Here is a 20,173-nt window from a genome sequence, read left to right as displayed (position 1 = left end):
CCCAACCGGCGCCAGCCGGCGACGGCATCACTTGCTAGCATTCTCTGGTCAAAGGTTGACCTCGCCGCCCAAAGGGCTGCCGCGTTGCACCCCCAGTCAATCAATTGGGTCAAATCGATTGAACGAGACGGCAACGACACGCGATTCGGCGATCGTCACACGTTCAAGCAACGCATTGTGGCGAAAATGCAACGGTGGCCGTGTCCAAGTCAAGCGCTGCGTGAGCTGCGATAGACCGAAACACCGAGTTCGCGGATTTTCTTGCGCAGCGTGTTACGGTTGAGGCCGAGCAAATCGGCCGCCTTGATCTGGTTACCACGGGTTGCGGTGAGCGCCGCAAGGATCAGCGGATACTCCATTTCGGCAAGCACGCGATCGTAAAGGCCGGCCGGAGGCAAAGCTTCGCCGAAGCTTGCGAAATACTGGCGCATGTTTTCTTCGACGGCCTGCGAAATGGTGAGCGATCCGGGCCGCGCCGCGGTCTTTTCGATCGGGCTGTCCGGTATCTCGGAACGCAACTCGTTTTCGATGATCTCGCGGGTGATCACGTCCTGTGGATAAAGTGCCGTCAGCCGCCGCACCAGGTTTTCCAACTCGCGCACGTTGCCCGGCCATGCATGCGCCTTCATCAGTTCCAGCGCTTCATGATCGAAGCGCTTGACGTCGAGCCCTTCCTTTTCGGCCTGCTGGACGAAGTGACGAACGAGATCCGGAATATCCTCCGCGCGGTCACGCAGCGGGGGCAGACGCAGCGGCACGACGTTGAGGCGATAATAGAGGTCTTCGCGGAACAGGCCCTGATTGATCGATTGCTTCAGGTCCTTGTTGGTCGCCGCCACGATGCGCACGTCCGAACGGATCGGCGTGCGGCCGCCAACGGTCGTGTATTCGCCCTGCTGCAGCACGCGCAGCAGGCGGGTCTGTGCGTCCATCGGCATGTCGCCGATTTCATCGAGGAAAAGCGTGCCGCCCTCGGCCTGTTCGAAACGACCAGTCGAGCGCACCTGGGCACCGGTGAAGGCGCCCTTCTCGTGGCCGAAAAGCTCCGATTCGATAAGATCGCGCGGGATCGCCGCCATGTTGATCGCAACGAACGGACCGTTGCGTCGCTTGCCATAATCGTGCAGCGCGCGGGCGACGAGTTCCTTGCCGGTGCCGGACTCGCCGGTGATCATCAGGGTGAGGTCCGTCTGCATCAGGCGCGCCAGCACCCGGTAGATTTCCTGCATCGCCGCCGAACGACCAACCAGCGGCATACCGTCCTGGGTGTCGTCGTCGAGCTTGGCCGGCCGGCGCTTGGGCTCCGACAGCGCCCGGCCGATGATGCCGATCAATTCGGTCAGGTCGAAGGGCTTGGGCAGATAGTCGTAGGCACCCTTCTCCGAAGCCTTGATCGCCGTCATGAAGGTGTTCTGGGCACTCATGACCAGCACCGGCAGATCGGGGCGCGCCTTCTTGATGCGCGGCAGGAGATCGAAGGCATTCTCGTCGGGCATGACAACGTCGGTCACGACGAGATCGCCGTCGCCCGCTGCGATCCAGCGCCAGAGCGTCGCCGCATTGGAGGTGATGCGGACATCGTAGCCGGCGCGGCTCAGCGCCTGGTTCAGCACGGTGCGAATGGCGGCATCATCATCCGCAACGAGGATCGTGGCACCCGTCATGCAAGGCTTCCTTTTGTCATCGGCATGTCGTCTTCATCCGCTGCCTGGCCTTTGGAGGCCGGCATCAGGACACGGAAAGTGGTGCGGTTCTGCTGGCTGTCGCATTCGACGATGCCGCCATGGGCACCGATGATCTTGGCGACCAGCGCCAGCCCCAGGCCGGAACCGTTGGTCTTGGTGGTAATGAAAGGATCGAAGAGCAGCGGCAGCAGGTCGGACGGCACGCCCGGTCCATTGTCGTGCACGCAGAATTCCAGCGGCAGCGAGATCTTCTCGCGAGTCCCGGCGACCGACAGGCGGATACCCGGCCTGTAGGCCGTCGTCAGCACGATCTCGCCATCGCTGCGGTCGCCGATCGCTTCGGCCGCATTCTTGATCAGGTTAAGGAACACCTGAACCAGTTGGTCGCGGTTGGCATAGACGGGCGGCAGAGACGGATCGTAGTTCTCCGCAAACTTGATGTGTCGGGCAAAGCCTGCCTTGGCGATCGCCTTCACATGGTCGAGCACCGAATGGATGTTCAGCGGCACGCGATCCACGGGGCGCTCGTCGGAAAACACCTCCATGCGATCGACCAGCGAGACGATGCGGTCGGTCTCATCGCAGATCAGACGCGTCAGCGCCCTGTCTTCGTCATTGGCGGAGGTTTCCAGCAGTTGGGCGGCACCGCGGATGCCCGAAAGCGGGTTCTTGATTTCGTGCGCCAGCATCGAGGCAAGCCCGGTCACCGAACGGGCAGCACCACGATGGGTCAGCTGCCGGTCGATCTTGTCGGCCATCGAGCGCTCCTGGAAGACGACGACGACCGAGCCCGGCTCGGAAAGGACCGGGGCGACATAGAGATCGACGAGCTTGTCGGCGCCGAGACGCGGCGAACTCAGGTCGACGCGATACTCGTTGACCGGCGCCTTGCGTTCCCGCACCTGCTCGATCAGGGTCAAGAGCGGGCTGCCAAAGGGGATGAAGGCGCTGATGTTGTGGCGCGCCAGATGATTGGCGCTCGCGCCGAAAAACGATTCGGCTTCCCAGTTGGCAAACGCGACCAAACCATTGGCATCGACCAGAATCACCGGGTTCTGAATGGCGTTCAGAACCGCCATCGACAGACCGTTGGCGGCCGTATCGGGAATGCTCGGTTTCTCGGTCATGCGGCCATTCCTTCTGCGACCGCCTCGCCTTCCAGCTTGGCCGGAGCCGCGTCGAGTATCACGGCGCGTGCCCTGTCGCAGACGAAACGGGCATCAGTCGATGTCAGGATCGCTGCCTTTTCCGTGCCTGCGATATCAGGGGCAAAGCGGTCAAGGTACCAGGCGACATGCTTTCGCGCGTGCCGCACGGCGACCTCGACACCATAGAATTCGAGCATCATTTCGTAGTGCTCCGCAAAGATATCGGCGATCTCCGCCTGCGACGGGTGCTCAACGGCACCGGCAAGAAAGCCGATGTGCCACGGACGTCCCTGCGACGAACGCCCGGCCATCACGGCGTCGGCGCCCGACCGGCGGAGAATCTCTTCCGCGTCGGCGATCGTCTCCACGTCGCCATTGGCGACCAGGGGGACGGTAATGACCTCGCGAACCGGGCGAATGGCATCCCAATCCGCCTTGCCGTTGTAGAACTGCATGCGTGTACGGCCGTGCACGGTAATCGCCTTCACCCCGGCGTCTTCGGCGCGTTTGGCAATCAGCGGCGCGTTGATCGAGTTTTCGTCCCAGCCGAGCCGCATCTTCAACGTCACCGGCACTTCGACGGCATCGACTGTCGCCTCAACCAACGACAGCGCGTGATCGGGATCGCGCATGAGTGCCGAGCCGGAGTAGCCACCCGTCACCTTCTTGGCCGGGCATCCCATGTTGATGTCGATGATATCGGCACCATTGTCTGCAGCTATCTTGGCGGCTTCCGCCATCCAATGGGCCTCACGGCCGGCAAGCTGAACGATATGCGGTTTGATGCCGGAGTTCTTGAGCCGCGCCCACGATTCAGACGCGTTGCCGACCAACTCGCGGCTCGCAACCATCTCGGTCACGACGAAGCCGGCACCATAACGCCATGCAAGCCGCCGGAATGGCAGATCGGTAACGCCGGACATAGGGGCGAGCGCAACGCGATTGCGGAGTTCGATAGTCCCGATCCGGAGCGGAGACGAAAGAGCCGGAATTGGCAAATGCATATCTTTCAGGCACATGTTGTTCCTGCACTATTTTTAGACATTGTTCTCGGGCTTGCCAAGCGATTTCGGCGCCTTGCGCAAATTTCCCGGATTACAGCGCCGCGCGTCTTTCAAAACGCGCCAAGGTGGCCGTAAGAAACGAGAACTGCTGGCAAAGCGCGACCCTTCGCGGTACATCACCGCGAAGATCGGCGAATGCGGGACCTCATACAGAAGATGCAGCCTCAAGAACAGCTTAAGTGCGGCGTGGTGATCGTTGCAGCCGGACGCGGCGAACGTGCCGGGCAATCCGCCGAAGGCCCAAAGCAGTACCGAACCATCGGCGGCCGCCCCGTTATCGCCCATACGCTTGACACTTTCGCGACATGGCCGGGCGCTGGCCCGATCGTCGTCGTCATCCATCCGGACGACGAGGCCCTGTTCGATGCCGCATGCAAACGCTCAGTCGTCGGCGATGTGATCATCGTCCATGGTGGCGCGACCCGGCAGATCTCCGTGCTCGCGGGTCTCGAAGCCCTCACTGAAACTGGCGTCGGTCATGTGATGATCCACGATGCGGTCCGTCCCTTTGCCGATCACCCGTTGCTTTCGCGCTGCGCAGCGGCGCTCGGTGGCAAGGTCAAAGCCGTGTTGCCGGCGGTTGCCGTTGCCGACACGCTAAAGCGCGGGGGCAAGGATGGCGTCGTACTGGAGACGGTGCCGCGCGACGGTCTCTATGGCGCGCAAACACCGCAGACCTTTGATCTTCCGGCCATTCTTGCCGCCCACCGGGATGCAGCCAAGAGCGGCCGTACCGATTTTACGGACGATGCCTCGATCGCCGAATGGGCCGGCCTCAAGGTCGTCCTAGTGGAGGGCACGGTCGACAACGTCAAGCTTACGCTGAGAAGGGATATCGCCATGGCCGACGAGAAACTCAAGCGCACCGCCCTGCCTGATGTGCGCACCGGCAACGGTTACGATGTACACCAGCTCATCGAGGGCGACGGCGTCACGCTCTGCGGTGTCTTCATTCCGCACACGAAAAAACTCTCCGGCCATTCCGATGCCGATGTGGCGCTGCATGCGCTCACCGACGCGCTGCTTGCCACCTGTGGCGCCGGCGACATCGGCGACCATTTTCCGCCGTCCGACCCGCAATGGAAGGGCGCGCCGTCGCGCATCTTCCTTGAACATGCCGCACGGATCGTGCGCGAGCGCGGCGGCATCATCACCAATGCGGACGTTTCTCTGATCGCGGAGGCACCGAAGGTCGGCCCGCATCGCCTGACGATGCGCGAAAAGCTTGCGGAGATGCTGGGCATCTCGCTCGACCGCTGCTCGGTCAAGGCAACGACGAACGAACGTCTCGGCTTTGTCGGCCGCGACGAGGGCATCGCCGCCATCGCCACGGCCACCGTCGTCTATGGGAGCCTTTCGTAATGTGGCCCGCCGATATCGAAGTCAAAGCCGATGAGATCATCGCCAAGTTCACGGCGCGGGACCTCAAAGTCGCCACCGCCGAATCCTGCACCGGCGGCCTGATCGCCGGGGCGCTGACCGAAATTTCCGGTTCGTCCGCGGTCGTCGATCGCGGCTTCGTCACCTATTCCAACGATGCGAAGGTCGCGATGCTCGACGTCGAGACCGCCACCCTTGCGGCCCATGGCGCCGTTTCGCGGGAGACAGCAATCGAAATGGCGCGTGGCGCCATCTCCCATTCGGCAGCGGATTTCGCCGTTGCCGTCACGGGCATTGCGGGTCCCAGCGGCGGTTCGGCCGAAAAGCCGGTCGGGCTCGTGCACCTTGCGGCATCAGGGCGAAACGGCGCGATGCTGCATCGGGAGATGCGCTACGGCGATATCGGCCGCAGCGGCATCCGGCTTGCGACCGTCCGCACCGCGCTCGACATGCTCACGGAAATCGCTCAGACCGTATAGATGCTGTCGGCGCGCTTTTCGAAGGCGTCGGAGAACATGCGGAAGGCCCGGTCGAACATCGATCCCATCAACGCGCCGAGAATGCGGCTCTTGAACTCGTAGTCGATGTAGAAATGCACGATCGACTGCCCCTCGCCCGCGGGTTCGAAGCGCCAGCGGTTGTCGAGATATTTGAACGGCCCGTCGATGTACTTGACCTCGATCACGCGCTCGTCCTTGTTCAACAGCACCTGCGTCGTGAAGGTCTCGCGGATCGCCTTGTAGCCGACGGTCATGTCGGCCAACAGCAACACCTTGCCGTCGCGCTCCTTGCGCGTGCGCACTGTCAGTGCCTCGCAGAGCGGCAGGAATGCGGGATAGTGCTCGACATCGGCAACGAGATCGAACATCTGATCGGCGGTATGCTTGACGACGTGGTTGGTTTCGAAATGCGGCATGATCGAGAGCTAGTCGCCCCGCCTTATCTTCGCAAGTAGTAACGCCGTTACCGCGTGCGATTTCAACACGAGAACCGGCAGGTTGGCATGACCGGCAAGCTATGCCTCGATCTCAACCGCATCCCTGCGCTCGAAGTTCCAGATGTAGCGAAGGAAATCGAGATCGCCCTTCTCCGGACAATCGTCGGCCATATCCGGGCGGGTCTTTTTCCAATGGGCGAACCAGCGCCAGAGCACACCGCGCACCAGCGCGGCGGCCGCATCCAGATCACCACGTGTGTGCGTGGCAAGCGGAGCGGCAGCGTCTTCGGACTGGTACCATCCATGATCCAGCGTTCGCCAGCAGCAGCCTTCGAGATCAGGGCAAGCATTTCCTGCCTCGGCCGCAGCCTCCACCCCGGCAACCAGAAGAATTCCCGATCCATCGCCAGATGCGGCAAACCGAACTGTTCGGACAGTTGCCGGGAAAGCGTGCTCTTGCCGCTGCCGGAACAGCCGATCACCAGAATACGCTGCGCATTCTTGAGATGCGTCGCCGCCTCGTCCCAGTTGCTCATGCATCGCGGCATCGGCTCGCCTCCTCCAGTGACAGCCGTTAGGTGATTGGATCGGAGGATGCAAGCCTGGCGCGAGCGGCCAGTTGTCGCTCCGACGCCCTCCCCAAAACAAAAACTCCGGCGCAAGCGCCGGAGCCGATCGTTTTTTGAGAACCTGTTTCCGTCTTACTCGGCAGCCTGCAGCTTCTTCTCACGCGCTGCCCTGAGGCGGGCGAAGTCGTCGCCGGCATGGTGCGACGAGCGCGTCAGCGGGCTCGAGGAGACCATGAGGAAGCCCTTGGTGTAGGCGACGGTCTCGTAGGACTTGAACTCCTCGGGGGTCACGAACTTCTCGACCTTGTGGTGCTTGCGCGTCGGCTGCAGGTACTGGCCGATCGTCAGGAAGTCGACATCCGCGGTGCGCAGGTCGTCCATCAGCTGCAGCACTTCGTTGCGCTCTTCGCCGAGGCCGACCATGATGCCCGACTTGGTGAACATCGTCGGGTCCAGTTCCTTCACGCGCTGCAACAGACGGACGGAGTGGAAGTAGCGCGCACCCGGACGGACCGTCAGATAGTTGCCCGGTACGGTTTCCATATTGTGGTTGAAGACGTCAGGCTTGGCAGCGACGACGCGCTCCAGTGCACCCGGCTTCTTCAGGAAGTCCGGCGTCAGGATTTCGATGGTCGTTGCCGGGGACGCTTCGCGGATCGCCCAGATCACCTTCTCGAAGTGCTCGGCGCCGCCATCTTCCAGGTCGTCGCGGTCGACCGAGGTGATGACGACGTGGCTGAGGCCCATCTGCTTGACGGCCTTGGCGATGTTCGCCGGCTCTTCGAGATCGAGCGCATTTGGCTTGCCGGTCGCGACATTGCAGAAGGCGCATGCCCGGGTACAGATCTCGCCCATGATCATGAAGGTGGCGTGCTTCTTGTCCCAGCATTCGCCGATGTTCGGGCAGCCCGCTTCTTCGCAAACAGTGACGAGCTTGTTGCTCTTCACGATCGAACGCGTCTCCTGATATCCCTTAGACATCGGCGCCTTGACGCGGATCCACTCCGGCTTGCGCATGACTTCGGTGTCGGGCTTGTGGGCCTTTTCCGGGTGGCGGACGCGTTGCGCCCGGTCAGAGACGGCATCGAATACCGTTACCATACTGTCTTCCTCGTCGCGGCGGGCCGGCATCAGGCCGGATGACCCATTTTCGCTCTATATAGACGGCCCGACGGGAAATGTCAGGCCGTCTCGCCCGACGGAAGCGCAAATGGCCCGGCAGGCTATCGTTTGACGGCGCGACCAACGGCAATCAGCAGGCAGGCGCCGATAAAGCCGATGACCAGATAGGCGACCCAGCCGGCAAAAGCCATGCCGAAGGCCGCCAGGATAAAATTCAGCACCACCGCGCCGATGATGCCGAGCAGTATGTTCATGAACAGACCCATTTCGCTGTTCATGAACCTCTCCGCGAGCCACCCGGCCAAACCGCCAATGATGATCGCAGCCAGAATGCCGACGCCGTTAACGCTCATTTTGATCTCCGTGCATTGAAAACGAGGCCATTCTCAATGCCGAAGCCTATCAAAAGTTCCGGCGAGGATACAGCGCCGCGCGTCTCGAAGGACGCGCAAAGGTCGCTGTAACCCTTTGAATGCCCTACAATTTTTTCCTTAAATCGATGTCGATTTAAGGAATTATACGGGGCTTTAGGCGTTGAGCGCGCGGCCGTAGGCGTCGAGCACGCTTTCCTTGATCGTCTCCGAAATCGTCGGATGCGGGAAGATCGTGTGCATCAGGTCTTCTTCTGTCGTCTCGAGGTTCATCGCGACGACGAAGCCCTGGATGAGCTCGGTGACTTCGGCCCCGACCATATGGGCGCCGAGCAGCTCACCGGTCTTCTTGTCGAAGATGGTCTTGACGAGACCCTGGTCCTCGCCGAGCGCGATTGCCTTGCCGTTGGCAACGAACGGGAAGCGGCCGACGCGGATATCGCGGCCGAGCTCCTTGGCCTTGGCTTCGGTGAGGCCGACGGAGGCGACCTGCGGATGGCAATAGGTGCAGCCCGGGATCTTCAGCTTGTCCATCGGGTGCACATTCGGCAGGCCGGCGATCTTTTCGACGCAGATCACGGCCTCGTGCTCGGCCTTGTGGGCGAGCATCGGCGGGCCGGCGACGTCACCGATGGCGTAGATGCCCGGCACATTGGTCTTGCCGTAACCATCGATGGCGATGAAGCCGCGATCGGTCTTCACGCCGAGCGCCTCAAGACCGATATTCTCGACATTGGCCTGCACGCCAACGGCGGAGATCATCCGGTCCGCGGTGATCTTTTCGACCTTGCCGTCCTTCATTTCGACATGGGCTGTGATCGAGTTCGCGCCCTTCTCGACCTTCGTCACCTTGGCTTCGAGATGGATCTTCATGCCCTGCTTTTCGAACTGCTTCTTGGCAACGCCGGATATTTCGGCGTCCTCGACCGGCATCACGGTCGACATGACTTCGACAACCGTTACGTCAACGCCCATGGTGCGGTAGAACGAGGCGAACTCGATGCCGATCGCGCCCGAGCCCATGACCAGCAGCGACTTCGGCATTTCCTCAGGCTTCATGGCCTCGAAATAGGTCCAGATCAGCTTGCCATCGGGCTCGATGCCCGGAAGCGCGCGCGGCCGGGCGCCGGTCGCGATGATGATGTGCTTGGCGGTGTAGGTGCCCTCGCCCTTGGTGTTCTTCGGCAGCGGCGCCTGCGGCTGGACGACCGGCTTCGTCGATTTACCGACGACGATCTCGCCGGGCTTTGTCAGCTTTGCTTCGCCCCAGATCACATCGACCTTGTTTTTCTTCATCAGGAAGCCGACGCCGCCGTTCATGCGTTCGGCAATGCCGCGCGAGCGTGCGACGATCGCCTTCAGGTCCGGCGTTACCGTGCCTTCGATCTTGACGCCATAGGCACCCGGATGCTGGGCGTAGTGCAGCACTTCGGCGGAGCGCAGCAGCGCCTTGGTCGGGATGCAGCCCCAGTTGGAGCAGATGCCGGCCAGATGCTCGCGCTCGACGACCGCGGTCTTGAGACCCAACTGCGCCGCACGGATGGCGGCGATATAGCCCCCTGGACCCGAACCGATGACGATGACGTCGTAATTCTCAGCCATATGTTTCCTGCCTTTGTCTCAAGCGACCTTGCGGGTGAACAGCACCCAGTCGTGTTTCTTGCTTTCCTCAAAGAGCGGAACCGCCCCGGCGCGCGCTGCCTCGCCGAAACCGTTTGCTCTGTATAATGCCTGGGCCCTGTCGTTGTGGCTTTCGGTGATCAGGCTCACCGGCGCCGATCCGGCGCGTTCGAATTCCTTTGCCAGGAGCGCGCTGCCGATTCCGCGGCGGCGCTGATGGCGATAGACGCCGAGGCTCTCGATGAACCAGTGACCGACGATCTGCCTCTGCAGTGCCAGCAAGGGTTCCAGAACCGGATGCTTGGGAACGATCTCCAGCACTTCCGGACCGATCGAATAACCGACCGTCAGGCCGGCAACCTCATCATCAACGTCAGCAACGAGAGCGTCGCGCCAGTTTCCAGGCCCGGGCTCTTCGCGCAGCTTGTTGCGGCCACGCTCGAAGGCCGTATCCGTCACCCCATGAAGAACGGCGCCGTACCAGAGCCAGGAGGCAAAGCCATGCGCGGCGATATCGACGAGGATGGCGAGGTCGGCCGCCTCGCGCTTTTCCGCCGGACGAATGGTGACGCCCCCCACCATCCCTAGACCCCAAGCATCATCCGCACGACCGGTTCGAGACCCCGGCCGATCGCACGCGTATTCTCGGCATCGAGATGCACACCATCGAGCGGCGTGGTCTGAGCGACCGATCCGGCATCGAAGAAGCCGCAATCGAGTTCGTCGGCGAGATCGCGATAGAGCGGTGCCAGCATCGCCGACTGCTCGACACCGCCGGCGTACATCGCGCCGAAGGCGGCATTGGCCGTTTCGCAGAGCATCGGCGGCGAGACGATCAGGATTTCTGGCCCACCCTCGTCTTCGACCGGCCAGTCATGCCGGCGCACGAGCGTGATGAGACGCTGGATGCCCTTCACGGCGCCGAAAGCGGTTCCGTGGATCACCGGCTTCATATCGTTGGCGCCGAGAAGAAGAATGATCAGATCGAGCGGCGCATGACTGTGCAGCACCGTCGGCAGCACTTTTGCGCCGTTGCGGTCGCAATCGGCGAGATGGTCGTCATAGGCGGTCGTGCGACCGTTCAGTCCCTCGGCGATGACCTGAACGCCCGAGCCCAGCGCCTTCTGCAACACGCTCGGCCAGCGATCGGCAAACGCGTGACGGCCGCCATCCGCGGCATCGTAGCCCCAGGTCAGACTGTCGCCATAGCAGAGAACTGTTTTCATCGTCCGGGCCCGCCTTCGACTGCGCGAAAAGGAACGGACCGGCCCGAAGGCCGGTCCCTATCCAACTCAGACCAGCATGCCCATCGGGTTTTCGATGTAGCGCTTGAAGGCTCCGAGCAGTTCGGCGCCGAGCGCTCCGTCGACGCAGCGATGGTCGGTCGAGAGCGTAACGGTCATGACATTGGCGATGACCATCTGCTTGTTCTTGACGACGACGCGCTCCTCGCCCGCACCGACCGCGAGGATCGTGGCATGCGGCGGATTGACGACGGCGGCGAAGTTCTTGACGCCCATCATGCCCATGTTGGAGACCGCCGTGGTGCCGCCCTGGTACTCCTCGGGCTTCAGCTTGCGGTCCTTGGCGCGCTGGCCGAGGTCCTTCATCTCGTTGGAGATGGCAGACAGGCTCTTCAGCTCCGCCTGGCGCACGATCGGGGTGATCAGGCCGCCCGGGATCGACACGGCAACGCCGACGTCAGCGTGCTTGTGCTTGACCATGTTGCTCTCGGTCCAGGAGACGTTCGCATTCGGAACGTCGCGCAGCGCAAGCGCCAGGGCCTTGATGACCATGTCGTTTACGGAGAGCTTGTAGACCGGCTTGCCGCCCTGCTCCGGAGCAGCGGCATTGAGCTGGGCGCGCAGTGCAAGAAGCGCGTCGAGCTCGCAGTCGAGCGACACGTAGAAGTGCGGGATCGTCTGCTTGGATTCGACCAGGCGCTTGGCGATCGTCTTGCGCATGCCGTCATGCGGTATGAGCTCGTAAGAGCCCGGCTCGAAGAGCTTGAGAACGGCATCGTCCGACGGGCCCTTGGCAAGCGGTGCGGCCGCGGGAGCGGCAGTGCCGGTAACCGGTGCGGTTGCAGGCTTCGCGGTGCCACCGGCAACGGCAGTCTCAACGTCCTTCTTGACGACGCGACCATGCGGGCCTGTGCCGGCGATTGCCGACAGGTCGATGCCGGCGTCCTTGGCCAGACGACGGGCGAGCGGCGAGGAGAAGACGCGAGCGCCTTCGGACTTCGCCGGCTGGGCTGCAACCGGAGCCGGAGCAGCGGCAGGAGCCGCAGCCGGAGCGCTCGGCGCTACCGGTGCCGGCGCTTCCGCCTTGGCCGCGGGAGCCGGTGCGGCTGCGCCGTTGCCACCCTTTGCAGCGGCAGCAACATCCTCGCCATCTGCGGCGAGAACGGCGATCAGCGCATTGACCTTGACGCCATCGGTGCCGGCGGGAACGACGATCTTGGCGACGGTGCCTTCGTCGACGGCTTCGACTTCCATCGTCGCCTTGTCGGTCTCGATCTCGGCAATCACGTCACCGGACTTGACCTTGTCGCCTTCCTTGACCAGCCACTTGGCCAGATTGCCTTCTTCCATCGTCGGAGAGAGGGCCGGCATTGTGATGTTGATAGGCATCGAAGAACCCTCCCCTTATTTGTAGCAAACGGCTTTCACCGCATCGACGACTTCAGCAACGTTCGGAAGCGCGAGCTTCTCGAGGTTCGCGGCGTAAGGCATCGGCACATCCTTGCCGGCGATCGTCAGGATCGGAGCGTCAAGGTAATCGAATGCCTGCTGCATGACGCGGGTCGCGATCTCGGTACCGACGGACGACTGCGGGTAGCCTTCTTCGACGGTGACGAGGCGACCGGTCTTCTTGACCGATTCGATGACCGTCGGCAGGTCCATCGGACGGATGGTACGCAGGTCGATAAGCTCGACGTCGATGCCCTGGGCTTCGAGTTCAGCAACCGCCTTGACCGCATAGGTCATACCGATGCCGAAGGAGACGATAGTTGCGTCCTTGCCGACCTTGTGGATGCGGGCTTTGCCGATCGGCAGCACGAAATCGTCAAGCTTCGGCACTTCAAAGGAGTGACCGTAGAGGATTTCGTTTTCGAGGAAGATGACCGGGTTCGGGTCGCGGATCGCGGCCTTCAGCAGCCCCTTGGCGTCGGCTGCCGTATAGGGCATGACGACCTTGAGGCCGGGGATATGGCTGTACCAGGCGGCATAGCACTGCGAGTGCTGGGCAGCCACGCGGGCAGCGGCACCGCTCGGGCCGCGGAAGACGATCGGCGCGCCCATCTGGCCGCCGGACATGTAGAGCGTCTTGGCAGCGGAGTTGATGATCTGGTCGATCGCCTGCATGGCGAAGTTGAAGGTCATGAACTCGACGATCGGGCGAAGGCCGGTCATGGCAGCGCCGACGCCGACACCGGCAAAGCCGTGCTCGGTGATCGGGGTGTCGATGACGCGACGCGAACCGAATTCCTGCAACAGGCCTTGGGTGATCTTGTAGGCGCCCTGGTACTCGGCGACTTCTTCGCCCATGACGAAAACGTCGTCGCTCAAGCGCATTTCTTCGGCCATGGCGTCGCGAAGCGCTTCGCGAACGGTCATCGTCACCATTTCGGTGCCGGCCGGGATTGCCGGATCGGCGGCAACTTCAACCTTCGGCTGGGCTGCAACCGGAGCCGGCGCGGACGCAGCCGGAGCCCCAGTGGCTGCCGCCTTCGGCGCTTCGGCCTTCGGAGCGGCGATATCGCCTGCCGCTTCGCCGTCCTGCAGCAACACGGCGATCGGCGTGTTGACCTTGACGCCCTCGGTGCCGGCGGCAATCAACAGCTTGCCGATCGTGCCTTCGTCGACGGCTTCGACTTCCATCGTCGCCTTGTCCGTCTCGATTTCGGCGATGACGTCGCCGGAGGACACCTTGTCCCCCTCGTTCTTCAGCCATTTCGAGAGCGTGCCTTCCTCCATCGTCGGGGAAAGGGCGGGCATAAGAATTTCTACTGGCATGTTTGTCCCTCCCCGGATCAAAGCAGGATGTCGGTGTAGAGCTCGGATGCATCCGGCTCCGGATCGGCCTGGGCGAAATCGGCGCTGTCAGCAACGATATCGCGGACATCCTTGTCGATCTGCTTCAGCTCGTCTTCGCTCGCCCAGCCCTTTTCGGTCAGACGGGCTTTCACCTGCTCAATCGGGTCGTGTTCCGACCGCATCTTCTGCACTTCGTCCTTCGAGCGGTATTTCGCCGGGTCGGACATGGAGTGACCACGATAACGGTAGGTCTGCATTTCGAGGATGATCGGGCCCTTGCCGGAACGGCAATACTCGACGGCCTCGTCGGCGGCCGCCTTGACGGCGCGAACGTCCATGCCGTCGACCTGGAAGCCCGGAATGTTGAAGGAAACGCCGCGCTGCGAAAAGTCGGTCTGGGCCGAGGCGCGCGATACTGCCGTACCCATGGCGTAGCGGTTGTTCTCGATCACGTAGATCACCGGCAGCTTCCACAGCTGCGCCATGTTGAAGCTTTCGTAGACCTGACCCTGGTTGGCAGCGCCGTCACCGAAATAGGCGACGCTGACATTGTCGTTGCCGCGATAGCGGTTTGCGAATGCAAGGCCGGTACCAAGCGAAACCTGGGCGCCGACGATGCCGTGACCGCCGTAGAAGTGCTTTTCCTTGGAGAACATGTGCATCGAGCCGCCCTTCCCCTTGGAAAGACCGCTGCGACGACCGGTAAGTTCGGCCATGACGCCACGAGCGCTCATGCCGCAGGCCAGCATGTGGCCATGGTCACGATAGGCGGTGATAACCTGATCACCGTCTTTCAGTGCCATCTGCATGCCGACGACAACAGCCTCCTGGCCGATGTAGAGGTGACAGAAGCCGCCGATGAAACCCATGCCATAGAGCTGGCCGGCCTTTTCCTCGAAACGCCGGATGAGCAGCATTTCGCGGTAAGCCTTCAGGTCATCTTCTTTGGTGAAATCGGCGATGGTGCCGCCGTTGAAGTCCTTCTTGGCCGGCTTTGCGGCGGCCTTACGGCTGGAGACGGACGCGGTTTTTCGCGGAGCCATTCATTCCTCCCAATGGTTAGCCTTTGGCGGTTACCATAGGGAAAGAAAAGCGCCACAGCAATGCCATATTTGCATGGCTCGCATTCCACGCAAACAATTGAATTTGCTTCACAAATTTTAATTAACTGAATTCAAGTTAATTTTCGGGGCGGTGAAAAATAACGATCTCGTCACTTCGCGACATGTTCAGCGCGAGGCGAGCTTTTTCATCCAGCATGTCCCGTTCCAGCGACCCATCACTCATCAGTTGGACCTCTTTTTCAAGGATCATCCGCTGCTTCGTGAGCTTATCCAGCCGCGCCTGCCGCTCGACGATCTGGCGATCGAATTGCTCCGTCGCCTTCAAGCCATAGCCGCCGTGGATGGAATGATAGCCGAAGTAAGAGAGAAAGGCGACCGCGATCAACGGCATAACCAGCCGGCCCAGTTTCCGTTTCTTATGATGCCGTGTCCACATCCATTCACGCCCTGATACGCATTACGGAAATGAGACTAGCGTCGATTGATTAACCGACCGTTGACCATGAATGGCAGGAAAACAGAAACCCGCCCACGTGGGAACGTGGGCGGGCTTCGTTTGTCAGCTACAGCGACCTTTGCGCGTCTGAAAAGACGCGCGGCGCTACAGGATCAGCCGCGCAGGATCGAACGGCCGGCGTAGGTGGCCTGCAGGCCGAGTTGCTCTTCGATGCGGATCAGCTGGTTGTACTTGGCGAGCCGGTCCGAACGGGCGAGCGAACCGGTCTTGATCTGGCCGCAGTTGGTGGCAACCGCGAGATCAGCGATCGTGGCGTCTTCGGTTTCGCCCGAGCGGTGCGACATGACGGCGGTGTAGCGCGCCTTGTGTGCGGTCTCGACGGCGTCGAGCGTCTCGGAGAGCGAGCCGATCTGGTTGACCTTGACGAGGATCGAGTTGGCGACACCCATCTTGATGCCGTCGCGCAGGCGCGCCGAGTTGGTGACGAACAGGTCGTCGCCGACGAGCTGGCACTTGTTGCCGATGAGGTCGGTCACGGCCTTCCAGCCGTCCCAGTCGTCTTCCGCCATGCCGTCTTCGATCGAGAAGATCGGGTACTTGGCAGCGAGTTCCGCCAGGTATTCAGCCATTGCGCCCGGCTCCAGCGTGCGGCCTTCGCCTTCGAGCACGTACTTGCCGTCCTTGAAGAATTCGGTCGCGGCGCAATCAAGCGCGACGAACATGTCTTCGCCCGGCTTGTAGCCGGCCTTCTCGATCGACTTCATGATGAAGTCGATCGCTGCCGGAGCGGAAGCGAGGCCCGGAGCGAAACCGCCTTCGTCACCGACATTGGTGTTGTGGCCGTCGGCTGCAAGCTGCTTCTTCAGCGTGTGGAACACTTCCGAGCCCATGCGGACCGCATCGCGCATCGTATCGGCACCAACCGGAACGATCATGAATTCCTGGAAGTCGATCGGATTGTCGGCATGGGCGCCGCCGTTGATGATGTTCATCATCGGAACCGGAAGCACGTGGGCGTTCGGGCCGCCGACGTAACGGTAGAGCGGCAGGCCGGCCGCTTCGGCCGCAGCCTTGGCGACCGCAAGCGACACGCCGAGGATGGCGTTGGCGCCGAGGCGCGACTTATTCGACGTGCCGTCGAGTTCGATCATGGTCTTGTCGATCTGGATCTGGTTCTCGGCATCGAGACCGCCGATCGCTTCGAAGATCTCGCCATTGACGGCTTCTACGGCGCGCTCGACGCCCTTGCCGAGGTAGCGCGTACCACCATCGCGCAGCTCGACAGCCTCATGCGCACCGGTCGAGGCGCCCGACGGGACCGCCGCACGGCCGAAGCTTCCGTCTTCCAGGTACACGTCGACCTCGACGGTCGGGTTGCCGCGGCTGTCCAGAATTTCTCGGCCGATGATGTCGATGATTGCAGTCATGATCTCTTCCCTGCTTGAGGACGGTGGAATGGTCGGGGCCTGTCATACGCCAAGGCCTCGAAATTTCAATGGCGCGCAAGATGCAAAACCGTTCGCGCCATTGCGGTTCATGAAAATTTCACGAAGCGCCGCTGATGGCTCAGCCCTTGGCGATCGCGTCGAAGGCGAGCAGCTTTTCGAGCAGCCGCGGCATGTCTTTCAGGTGCACCATGTTCGGACCGTCCGACGGCGCGTTGTCCGGATCTTCGTGCGTCTCGACGAACACACCGGCGACACCGACCGCGACGGCGGCGCGCGCCAAGGTCTCGACGAATTCACGCTGGCCGCCCGAAGAGCCGCCCTGCCCGCCCGGCTGCTGCACGGAATGGGTTGCATCGAAAACGATGGGTGCGCCGAGGGAAGCCATGATCGGCAGCGAGCGCATGTCGGACACGAGCGTGTTGTAGCCGAAGGAGGCGCCGCGCTCGCAGAGCATGACATTCGGGTTGCCGCTCTCGGTGAATTTCGCCAGTACGTTCTTCATGTCCCAGGGGGCGAGGAACTGGCCCTTCTTGACGTTGATTGCCCGGCCGGTCTTGGCCGCCGCGACCAAGAGGTCCGTCTGGCGCGACAGGAATGCGGGGATCTGCAGGATGTCGACCGTCTCGGCGACGAGAGCGCACTGCTCTTCGGTGTGCACGTCGGTCAGGACCGGAAAGCCGAACTCCTTCTTGAGGTCGGCAAAGATTTCCATCGCCTTATCCAGGCCGATGCCGCGCTTGCCGGAGAGCGATGTGCGGTTCGCCTTGTCGAAGGAGGACTTGTAGACGAGGCCGAGATCGAGCTTCTTGCAGAGTTCGGAGAGCGCGCCCGCCATCATGAAGGCGTGCTCGCGGCTCTCCATCTGGCAGGGGCCGGCGATCAGCGACAGCTTCTCGGTTTGCGCGAAGGCGACCTCATGGCCGCCGTTGCCGACTACTACTCTGGCATTGGTTTTCATCATCAAGCTCCAAAAGCAAAGATCACCCCTTGCCCCGGCATTTCGGGAACAATGAGGCGCCCGCCCATTTCTGCAAATTCGATATCGTTCTCAGCAAACAGTGCACGCGTCGCCTCGAGGTCGGCGACGCGGAAGACGATGGCGCGACAACGCAGGCCGCGCTCGGCACCCCGTACCGAACGGCCGAAGAAGGCTTCCATGCCGGCCGCGTTCAGCACCGAAATCTTGGCGTTGGTGGCCGACACATCCATGCCGAAGGAATGGGCTGCGACCTCGCGTTCATCGACCGCTTCCTGAAGTAGATACTGGAAATCGGTCGGGTTGGTTTCCGACAGAACCACCTCGGAGATGCCGATCACGCCGTTTTCATGCTGCTCCAGCGCAGCCCGATCGGTGGGCAGCGCCCGGACACGCTGACAGTTGAAGAGAAAGAGATCCGGCGAGCGCAGGTCTGCCGCGAAGGCAAGGCGGAAGGAACCCAATCCCTCACGGCCATCCGGCAGTTTCATCGGCCGCGAGAACTCCAGCATGTCGCCACCGGAAATGCCGCGCGCCCGAAAGCGGATGTGATCGCTCGCCGCATCCTCGGTGCCGAAGACCAGCGCCGAGAGACCTTCCGGGCCCTGGCGGAAGCGGAAAGCCTGGTCGCGAGCGACAAAGGCATTGCCCTCAAGTGCAGCGGCTTCGCATTCCTCGCGGGAAGCAACGGCGAGCGGCTCGAGATAAGTGCCATCGGAAAAGAACACGCAGGCGTTTTCGGTACCGAAGGGGTGGCGGGCATCCTCAGCGACCGTGAAGCCGAGATTAGACAGGCGGCGCCGTGCCTGCGTAAGCGTATCCACCGGCAGCACGAGGTGATCGAGCGGGCGGGTGGTTCGCTTGGAGAGGCTCATGGCGTTTTCCCTGATGGTTCGCCGCTGTTTGCAACTTTTGGCCGGCGAATGCAAGCGGGCTGGCGGCCACAGAGCCGATTGGCCGCTTGAGCCCAAACAAAGGCCGCAAACAGGAACCCTCCGCGCCGGGCCGCGCCCGCCGCAGAGTCATGCTTGCCTGATGGTGCCGGGCTGCCAGGGCCTCAGTAGTAGCCCGGAGCCGCCGTGGAGTTGGCCGTATTTCCCGCCCCGAGACCGGGGGCGAAGATTTGGGGCTGCGCGTAGGTCGTATTGGTCGAGGAAGTAGTGGCACAGCCCGCAAGCCCCAGCACGACCGCCAACGGTACGAACAACGAAGCGATGAAGCGCATATCTATTGACCCTTTCCAGTTTCGCTGACGAACAGAAAAGAATGAAACCGGTGATTTGGCGAGTACGTAACAGTAACGCGACGTAACAAGGCGGCAAAGGGGCCGGTATCCGCAACCGCAGCGTCGCGTCGGTTGCTGCGGTTATTCTCGTTCCGCCTATGTTTTCGGCCTGAACAACACGCTCGGGCCAATCCCATCAAAGATGCAGATCGCTCTTGATGGCGCAGGTGGCGATGAAGGTCGGCACGAACCTGTCGATCAGGAAGCGTGGCGCGGGCTGCCAGTCTTCGTGGAAACCCGCCAGCACGAAGCCGGCCCGCAATTGACCGTCGATCTGTCCGGCCAGGCTATGCCCGAACACCAGCGCCTCGCCGCGTTCGATCTTGGATTTTACCACATCGGCAGCGAGATGCTCAGCCTCGGCAAAGGGCAGCGCGTAGGCCGGTCGAATGAGGCCGTTTTCCGCATAGCTCGGATCCCGGTCACCAACGAAAACCACCGGATTGAAAAAGCTGGCAAGCAGCCGACCTCCCGTCTTGAGCACCCGGTGGCATTCCCGCCAAACCGACTGGATGTCCGGAACGTAGAGATTGGAGATCGGATGAAAGACGAAATCGAAGGTATCATCAGCGAACACCGATAGGTCGCGCATGTCGCCCTGCACGACCGTCAGGGACGGCCCCTCGCGTTCGGCAACGATCCGGTCCTGGTCGAGCTGGCCCTCAGAGATATCGAAGACGGTGACCTCGGCACCGGCCGCGGCAAGAATGGGTGCCTGCTGGCCGCCGGCCGAAGCCAGGCACAGGATCTTCTTGCCGCGAACGTTCAGCAGCCACCCTTCGGTAGATCGCCGGGTGTCAGCCGCGCCTGCCAATGCCCCTCACGGGCCGCGGCGATCATTTCCCGCGTTACCGGCCGCGACCACTCGCAGTGCTGACTTGCCTGCCTGTCCCAGGCCTGGCGGTTGTGATCGATGATATCGAGACTGGATTTATCTTGCATGTTCGGTCCCTGGAAACTTGTCCAAATGTGACCGCTCACGATGGAGAAGAGATCGCAGGCGAGGA

General features: G+C 62.0%; 21 protein-coding genes. 2 read left to right on the top strand and 19 right to left on the bottom strand.

Features of this window, described 5'->3' with window-relative positions; all coding sequences use genetic code 11:
• Nucleotides 1-209: 209 nt before the first annotated feature.
• The 3 genes from ntrC to dusB are packed head-to-tail and all read right to left on the bottom strand — an operon-like array spanning nucleotide 210 to nucleotide 3,852.
• Nucleotides 210-1,664: a nitrogen regulation protein NR(I) gene (gene ntrC / locus BLU35_RS05915; protein ID WP_057255678.1), complete on the bottom strand. Its 1,455-nt coding sequence runs from the start codon at nucleotides 1,662-1,664 to the stop codon at nucleotides 210-212.
• The gene (locus BLU35_RS05910; protein ID WP_093232389.1) at nucleotides 1,661-2,812 is read right to left on the bottom strand and encodes a two-component system sensor histidine kinase NtrB; all 1,152 of its coding nucleotides are present in this window, start codon (nucleotides 2,810-2,812) and stop codon (nucleotides 1,661-1,663) included. Before BLU35_RS05910 ends, ntrC begins: the two co-directional genes overlap by 4 nt.
• Nucleotides 2,809-3,852 (bottom strand): tRNA dihydrouridine synthase DusB, encoded by a 1,044-nt coding sequence (dusB, locus tag BLU35_RS05905; RefSeq protein ID WP_093232388.1) that lies wholly within the window; start codon nucleotides 3,850-3,852, stop codon nucleotides 2,809-2,811. The genes BLU35_RS05910 and dusB overlap by 4 nt, the downstream gene beginning before the upstream one ends.
• 201 nt (nucleotides 3,853-4,053) lie before the next feature.
• Between dusB and BLU35_RS05900 the strand changes: the two genes are divergently transcribed.
• Both BLU35_RS05900 and BLU35_RS05895 read left to right on the top strand, forming a co-directional pair.
• Complete coding sequence (locus tag BLU35_RS05900) at nucleotides 4,054-5,259, top strand: bifunctional 2-C-methyl-D-erythritol 4-phosphate cytidylyltransferase/2-C-methyl-D-erythritol 2,4-cyclodiphosphate synthase (protein ID WP_353615019.1); 1,206 nt, start codon at nucleotides 4,054-4,056, stop codon at nucleotides 5,257-5,259.
• Nucleotides 5,259-5,756 (top strand): CinA family protein, encoded by a 498-nt coding sequence (locus BLU35_RS05895; RefSeq protein ID WP_093232386.1) that lies wholly within the window; start codon nucleotides 5,259-5,261, stop codon nucleotides 5,754-5,756. The genes BLU35_RS05900 and BLU35_RS05895 overlap by 1 nt, the downstream gene beginning before the upstream one ends.
• Here BLU35_RS05895 and BLU35_RS05890 read toward each other — a convergent pair.
• From BLU35_RS05890 to BLU35_RS35905, 16 genes are all read right to left on the bottom strand, one after another.
• Nucleotides 5,744-6,193, bottom strand: a complete 450-nt coding sequence (locus tag BLU35_RS05890) for a type II toxin-antitoxin system RatA family toxin (protein ID WP_093232385.1) — start codon at nucleotides 6,191-6,193, stop codon at nucleotides 5,744-5,746. The two genes, BLU35_RS05895 and BLU35_RS05890, sit on opposite strands and share 13 nt — an antisense overlap.
• A gap of 99 nt (nucleotides 6,194-6,292) precedes the next feature.
• Nucleotides 6,293-6,754, bottom strand: coding sequence for a hypothetical protein (locus tag BLU35_RS05885; RefSeq protein ID WP_353615018.1), 462 nt, complete (start codon nucleotides 6,752-6,754; stop codon nucleotides 6,293-6,295).
• Nucleotides 6,755-6,915: 161 nt separating this feature from the next.
• Entirely contained in the window at nucleotides 6,916-7,884 is a 969-nt protein-coding gene (gene lipA / locus BLU35_RS05880) for a lipoyl synthase (RefSeq protein ID WP_057256065.1), read from the bottom strand.
• A gap of 122 nt (nucleotides 7,885-8,006) precedes the next feature.
• Nucleotides 8,007-8,258 (bottom strand): GlsB/YeaQ/YmgE family stress response membrane protein, encoded by a 252-nt coding sequence (locus BLU35_RS05875; RefSeq protein WP_058320579.1) that lies wholly within the window; start codon nucleotides 8,256-8,258, stop codon nucleotides 8,007-8,009.
• Nucleotides 8,259-8,432: 174 nt separating this feature from the next.
• Nucleotides 8,433-9,878 carry a dihydrolipoyl dehydrogenase gene (lpdA, locus tag BLU35_RS05870; RefSeq protein WP_093232384.1) on the bottom strand — a complete coding sequence of 482 codons (1,446 nt, stop codon included), beginning with the start codon at nucleotides 9,876-9,878 and terminating at the stop codon, nucleotides 8,433-8,435.
• A gap of 18 nt (nucleotides 9,879-9,896) precedes the next feature.
• Nucleotides 9,897-10,478, bottom strand: a complete 582-nt coding sequence (locus BLU35_RS05865) for a GNAT family N-acetyltransferase (protein WP_093232383.1) — start codon at nucleotides 10,476-10,478, stop codon at nucleotides 9,897-9,899.
• A gap of 2 nt (nucleotides 10,479-10,480) precedes the next feature.
• A complete protein-coding gene (locus BLU35_RS05860) occupies nucleotides 10,481-11,122 on the bottom strand; it encodes an SGNH/GDSL hydrolase family protein (RefSeq protein ID WP_058320577.1) in 642 nt (213 codons plus the stop codon).
• Nucleotides 11,123-11,188: 66 nt separating this feature from the next.
• On the bottom strand, nucleotides 11,189-12,529 hold the full coding sequence (locus tag BLU35_RS05855; RefSeq protein ID WP_093232382.1) for a pyruvate dehydrogenase complex dihydrolipoamide acetyltransferase: 1,341 nt from the start codon (nucleotides 12,527-12,529) through the stop codon (nucleotides 11,189-11,191).
• A 15-nt stretch (nucleotides 12,530-12,544) separates the two neighbouring features.
• The gene (locus BLU35_RS05850; protein ID WP_093232381.1) at nucleotides 12,545-13,915 is read right to left on the bottom strand and encodes a pyruvate dehydrogenase complex E1 component subunit beta; all 1,371 of its coding nucleotides are present in this window, start codon (nucleotides 13,913-13,915) and stop codon (nucleotides 12,545-12,547) included.
• A 17-nt stretch (nucleotides 13,916-13,932) separates the two neighbouring features.
• Entirely contained in the window at nucleotides 13,933-14,979 is a 1,047-nt protein-coding gene (gene pdhA, locus BLU35_RS05845; protein WP_057255657.1) for a pyruvate dehydrogenase (acetyl-transferring) E1 component subunit alpha, read from the bottom strand.
• 136 nt (nucleotides 14,980-15,115) lie between these two features.
• Nucleotides 15,116-15,436: an FtsB family cell division protein gene (locus BLU35_RS05840; protein WP_057255656.1), complete on the bottom strand. Its 321-nt coding sequence runs from the start codon at nucleotides 15,434-15,436 to the stop codon at nucleotides 15,116-15,118.
• 173 nt (nucleotides 15,437-15,609) lie between these two features.
• The gene (gene eno / locus BLU35_RS05835; RefSeq protein WP_093232380.1) at nucleotides 15,610-16,884 is read right to left on the bottom strand and encodes a phosphopyruvate hydratase; all 1,275 of its coding nucleotides are present in this window, start codon (nucleotides 16,882-16,884) and stop codon (nucleotides 15,610-15,612) included.
• A gap of 139 nt (nucleotides 16,885-17,023) precedes the next feature.
• A complete protein-coding gene (kdsA, locus tag BLU35_RS05830) occupies nucleotides 17,024-17,866 on the bottom strand; it encodes a 3-deoxy-8-phosphooctulonate synthase (protein ID WP_176907138.1) in 843 nt (280 codons plus the stop codon).
• Nucleotides 17,866-18,756 (bottom strand): VOC family protein, encoded by an 891-nt coding sequence (locus BLU35_RS05825; RefSeq protein WP_093232378.1) that lies wholly within the window; start codon nucleotides 18,754-18,756, stop codon nucleotides 17,866-17,868. The genes kdsA and BLU35_RS05825 overlap by 1 nt, the downstream gene beginning before the upstream one ends.
• 546 nt (nucleotides 18,757-19,302) lie before the next feature.
• Nucleotides 19,303-19,980 carry a class I SAM-dependent methyltransferase gene (locus tag BLU35_RS05820; RefSeq protein ID WP_210185116.1) on the bottom strand — a complete coding sequence of 226 codons (678 nt, stop codon included), beginning with the start codon at nucleotides 19,978-19,980 and terminating at the stop codon, nucleotides 19,303-19,305.
• Nucleotides 19,932-20,108 (bottom strand): hypothetical protein, encoded by a 177-nt coding sequence (locus tag BLU35_RS35905; protein WP_199536396.1) that lies wholly within the window; start codon nucleotides 20,106-20,108, stop codon nucleotides 19,932-19,934. Before BLU35_RS35905 ends, BLU35_RS05820 begins: the two co-directional genes overlap by 49 nt.
• Nucleotides 20,109-20,173 lie beyond the last annotated feature (65 nt).

The organism is Sinorhizobium sp. NFACC03, from assembly GCF_900103435.1.
GTDB lineage: Bacteria > Pseudomonadota > Alphaproteobacteria > Rhizobiales > Rhizobiaceae > Ensifer.
Note: the sequence above shows the minus strand (reverse complement) of the source record. Positions and strands in the feature narration are given on the sequence as shown.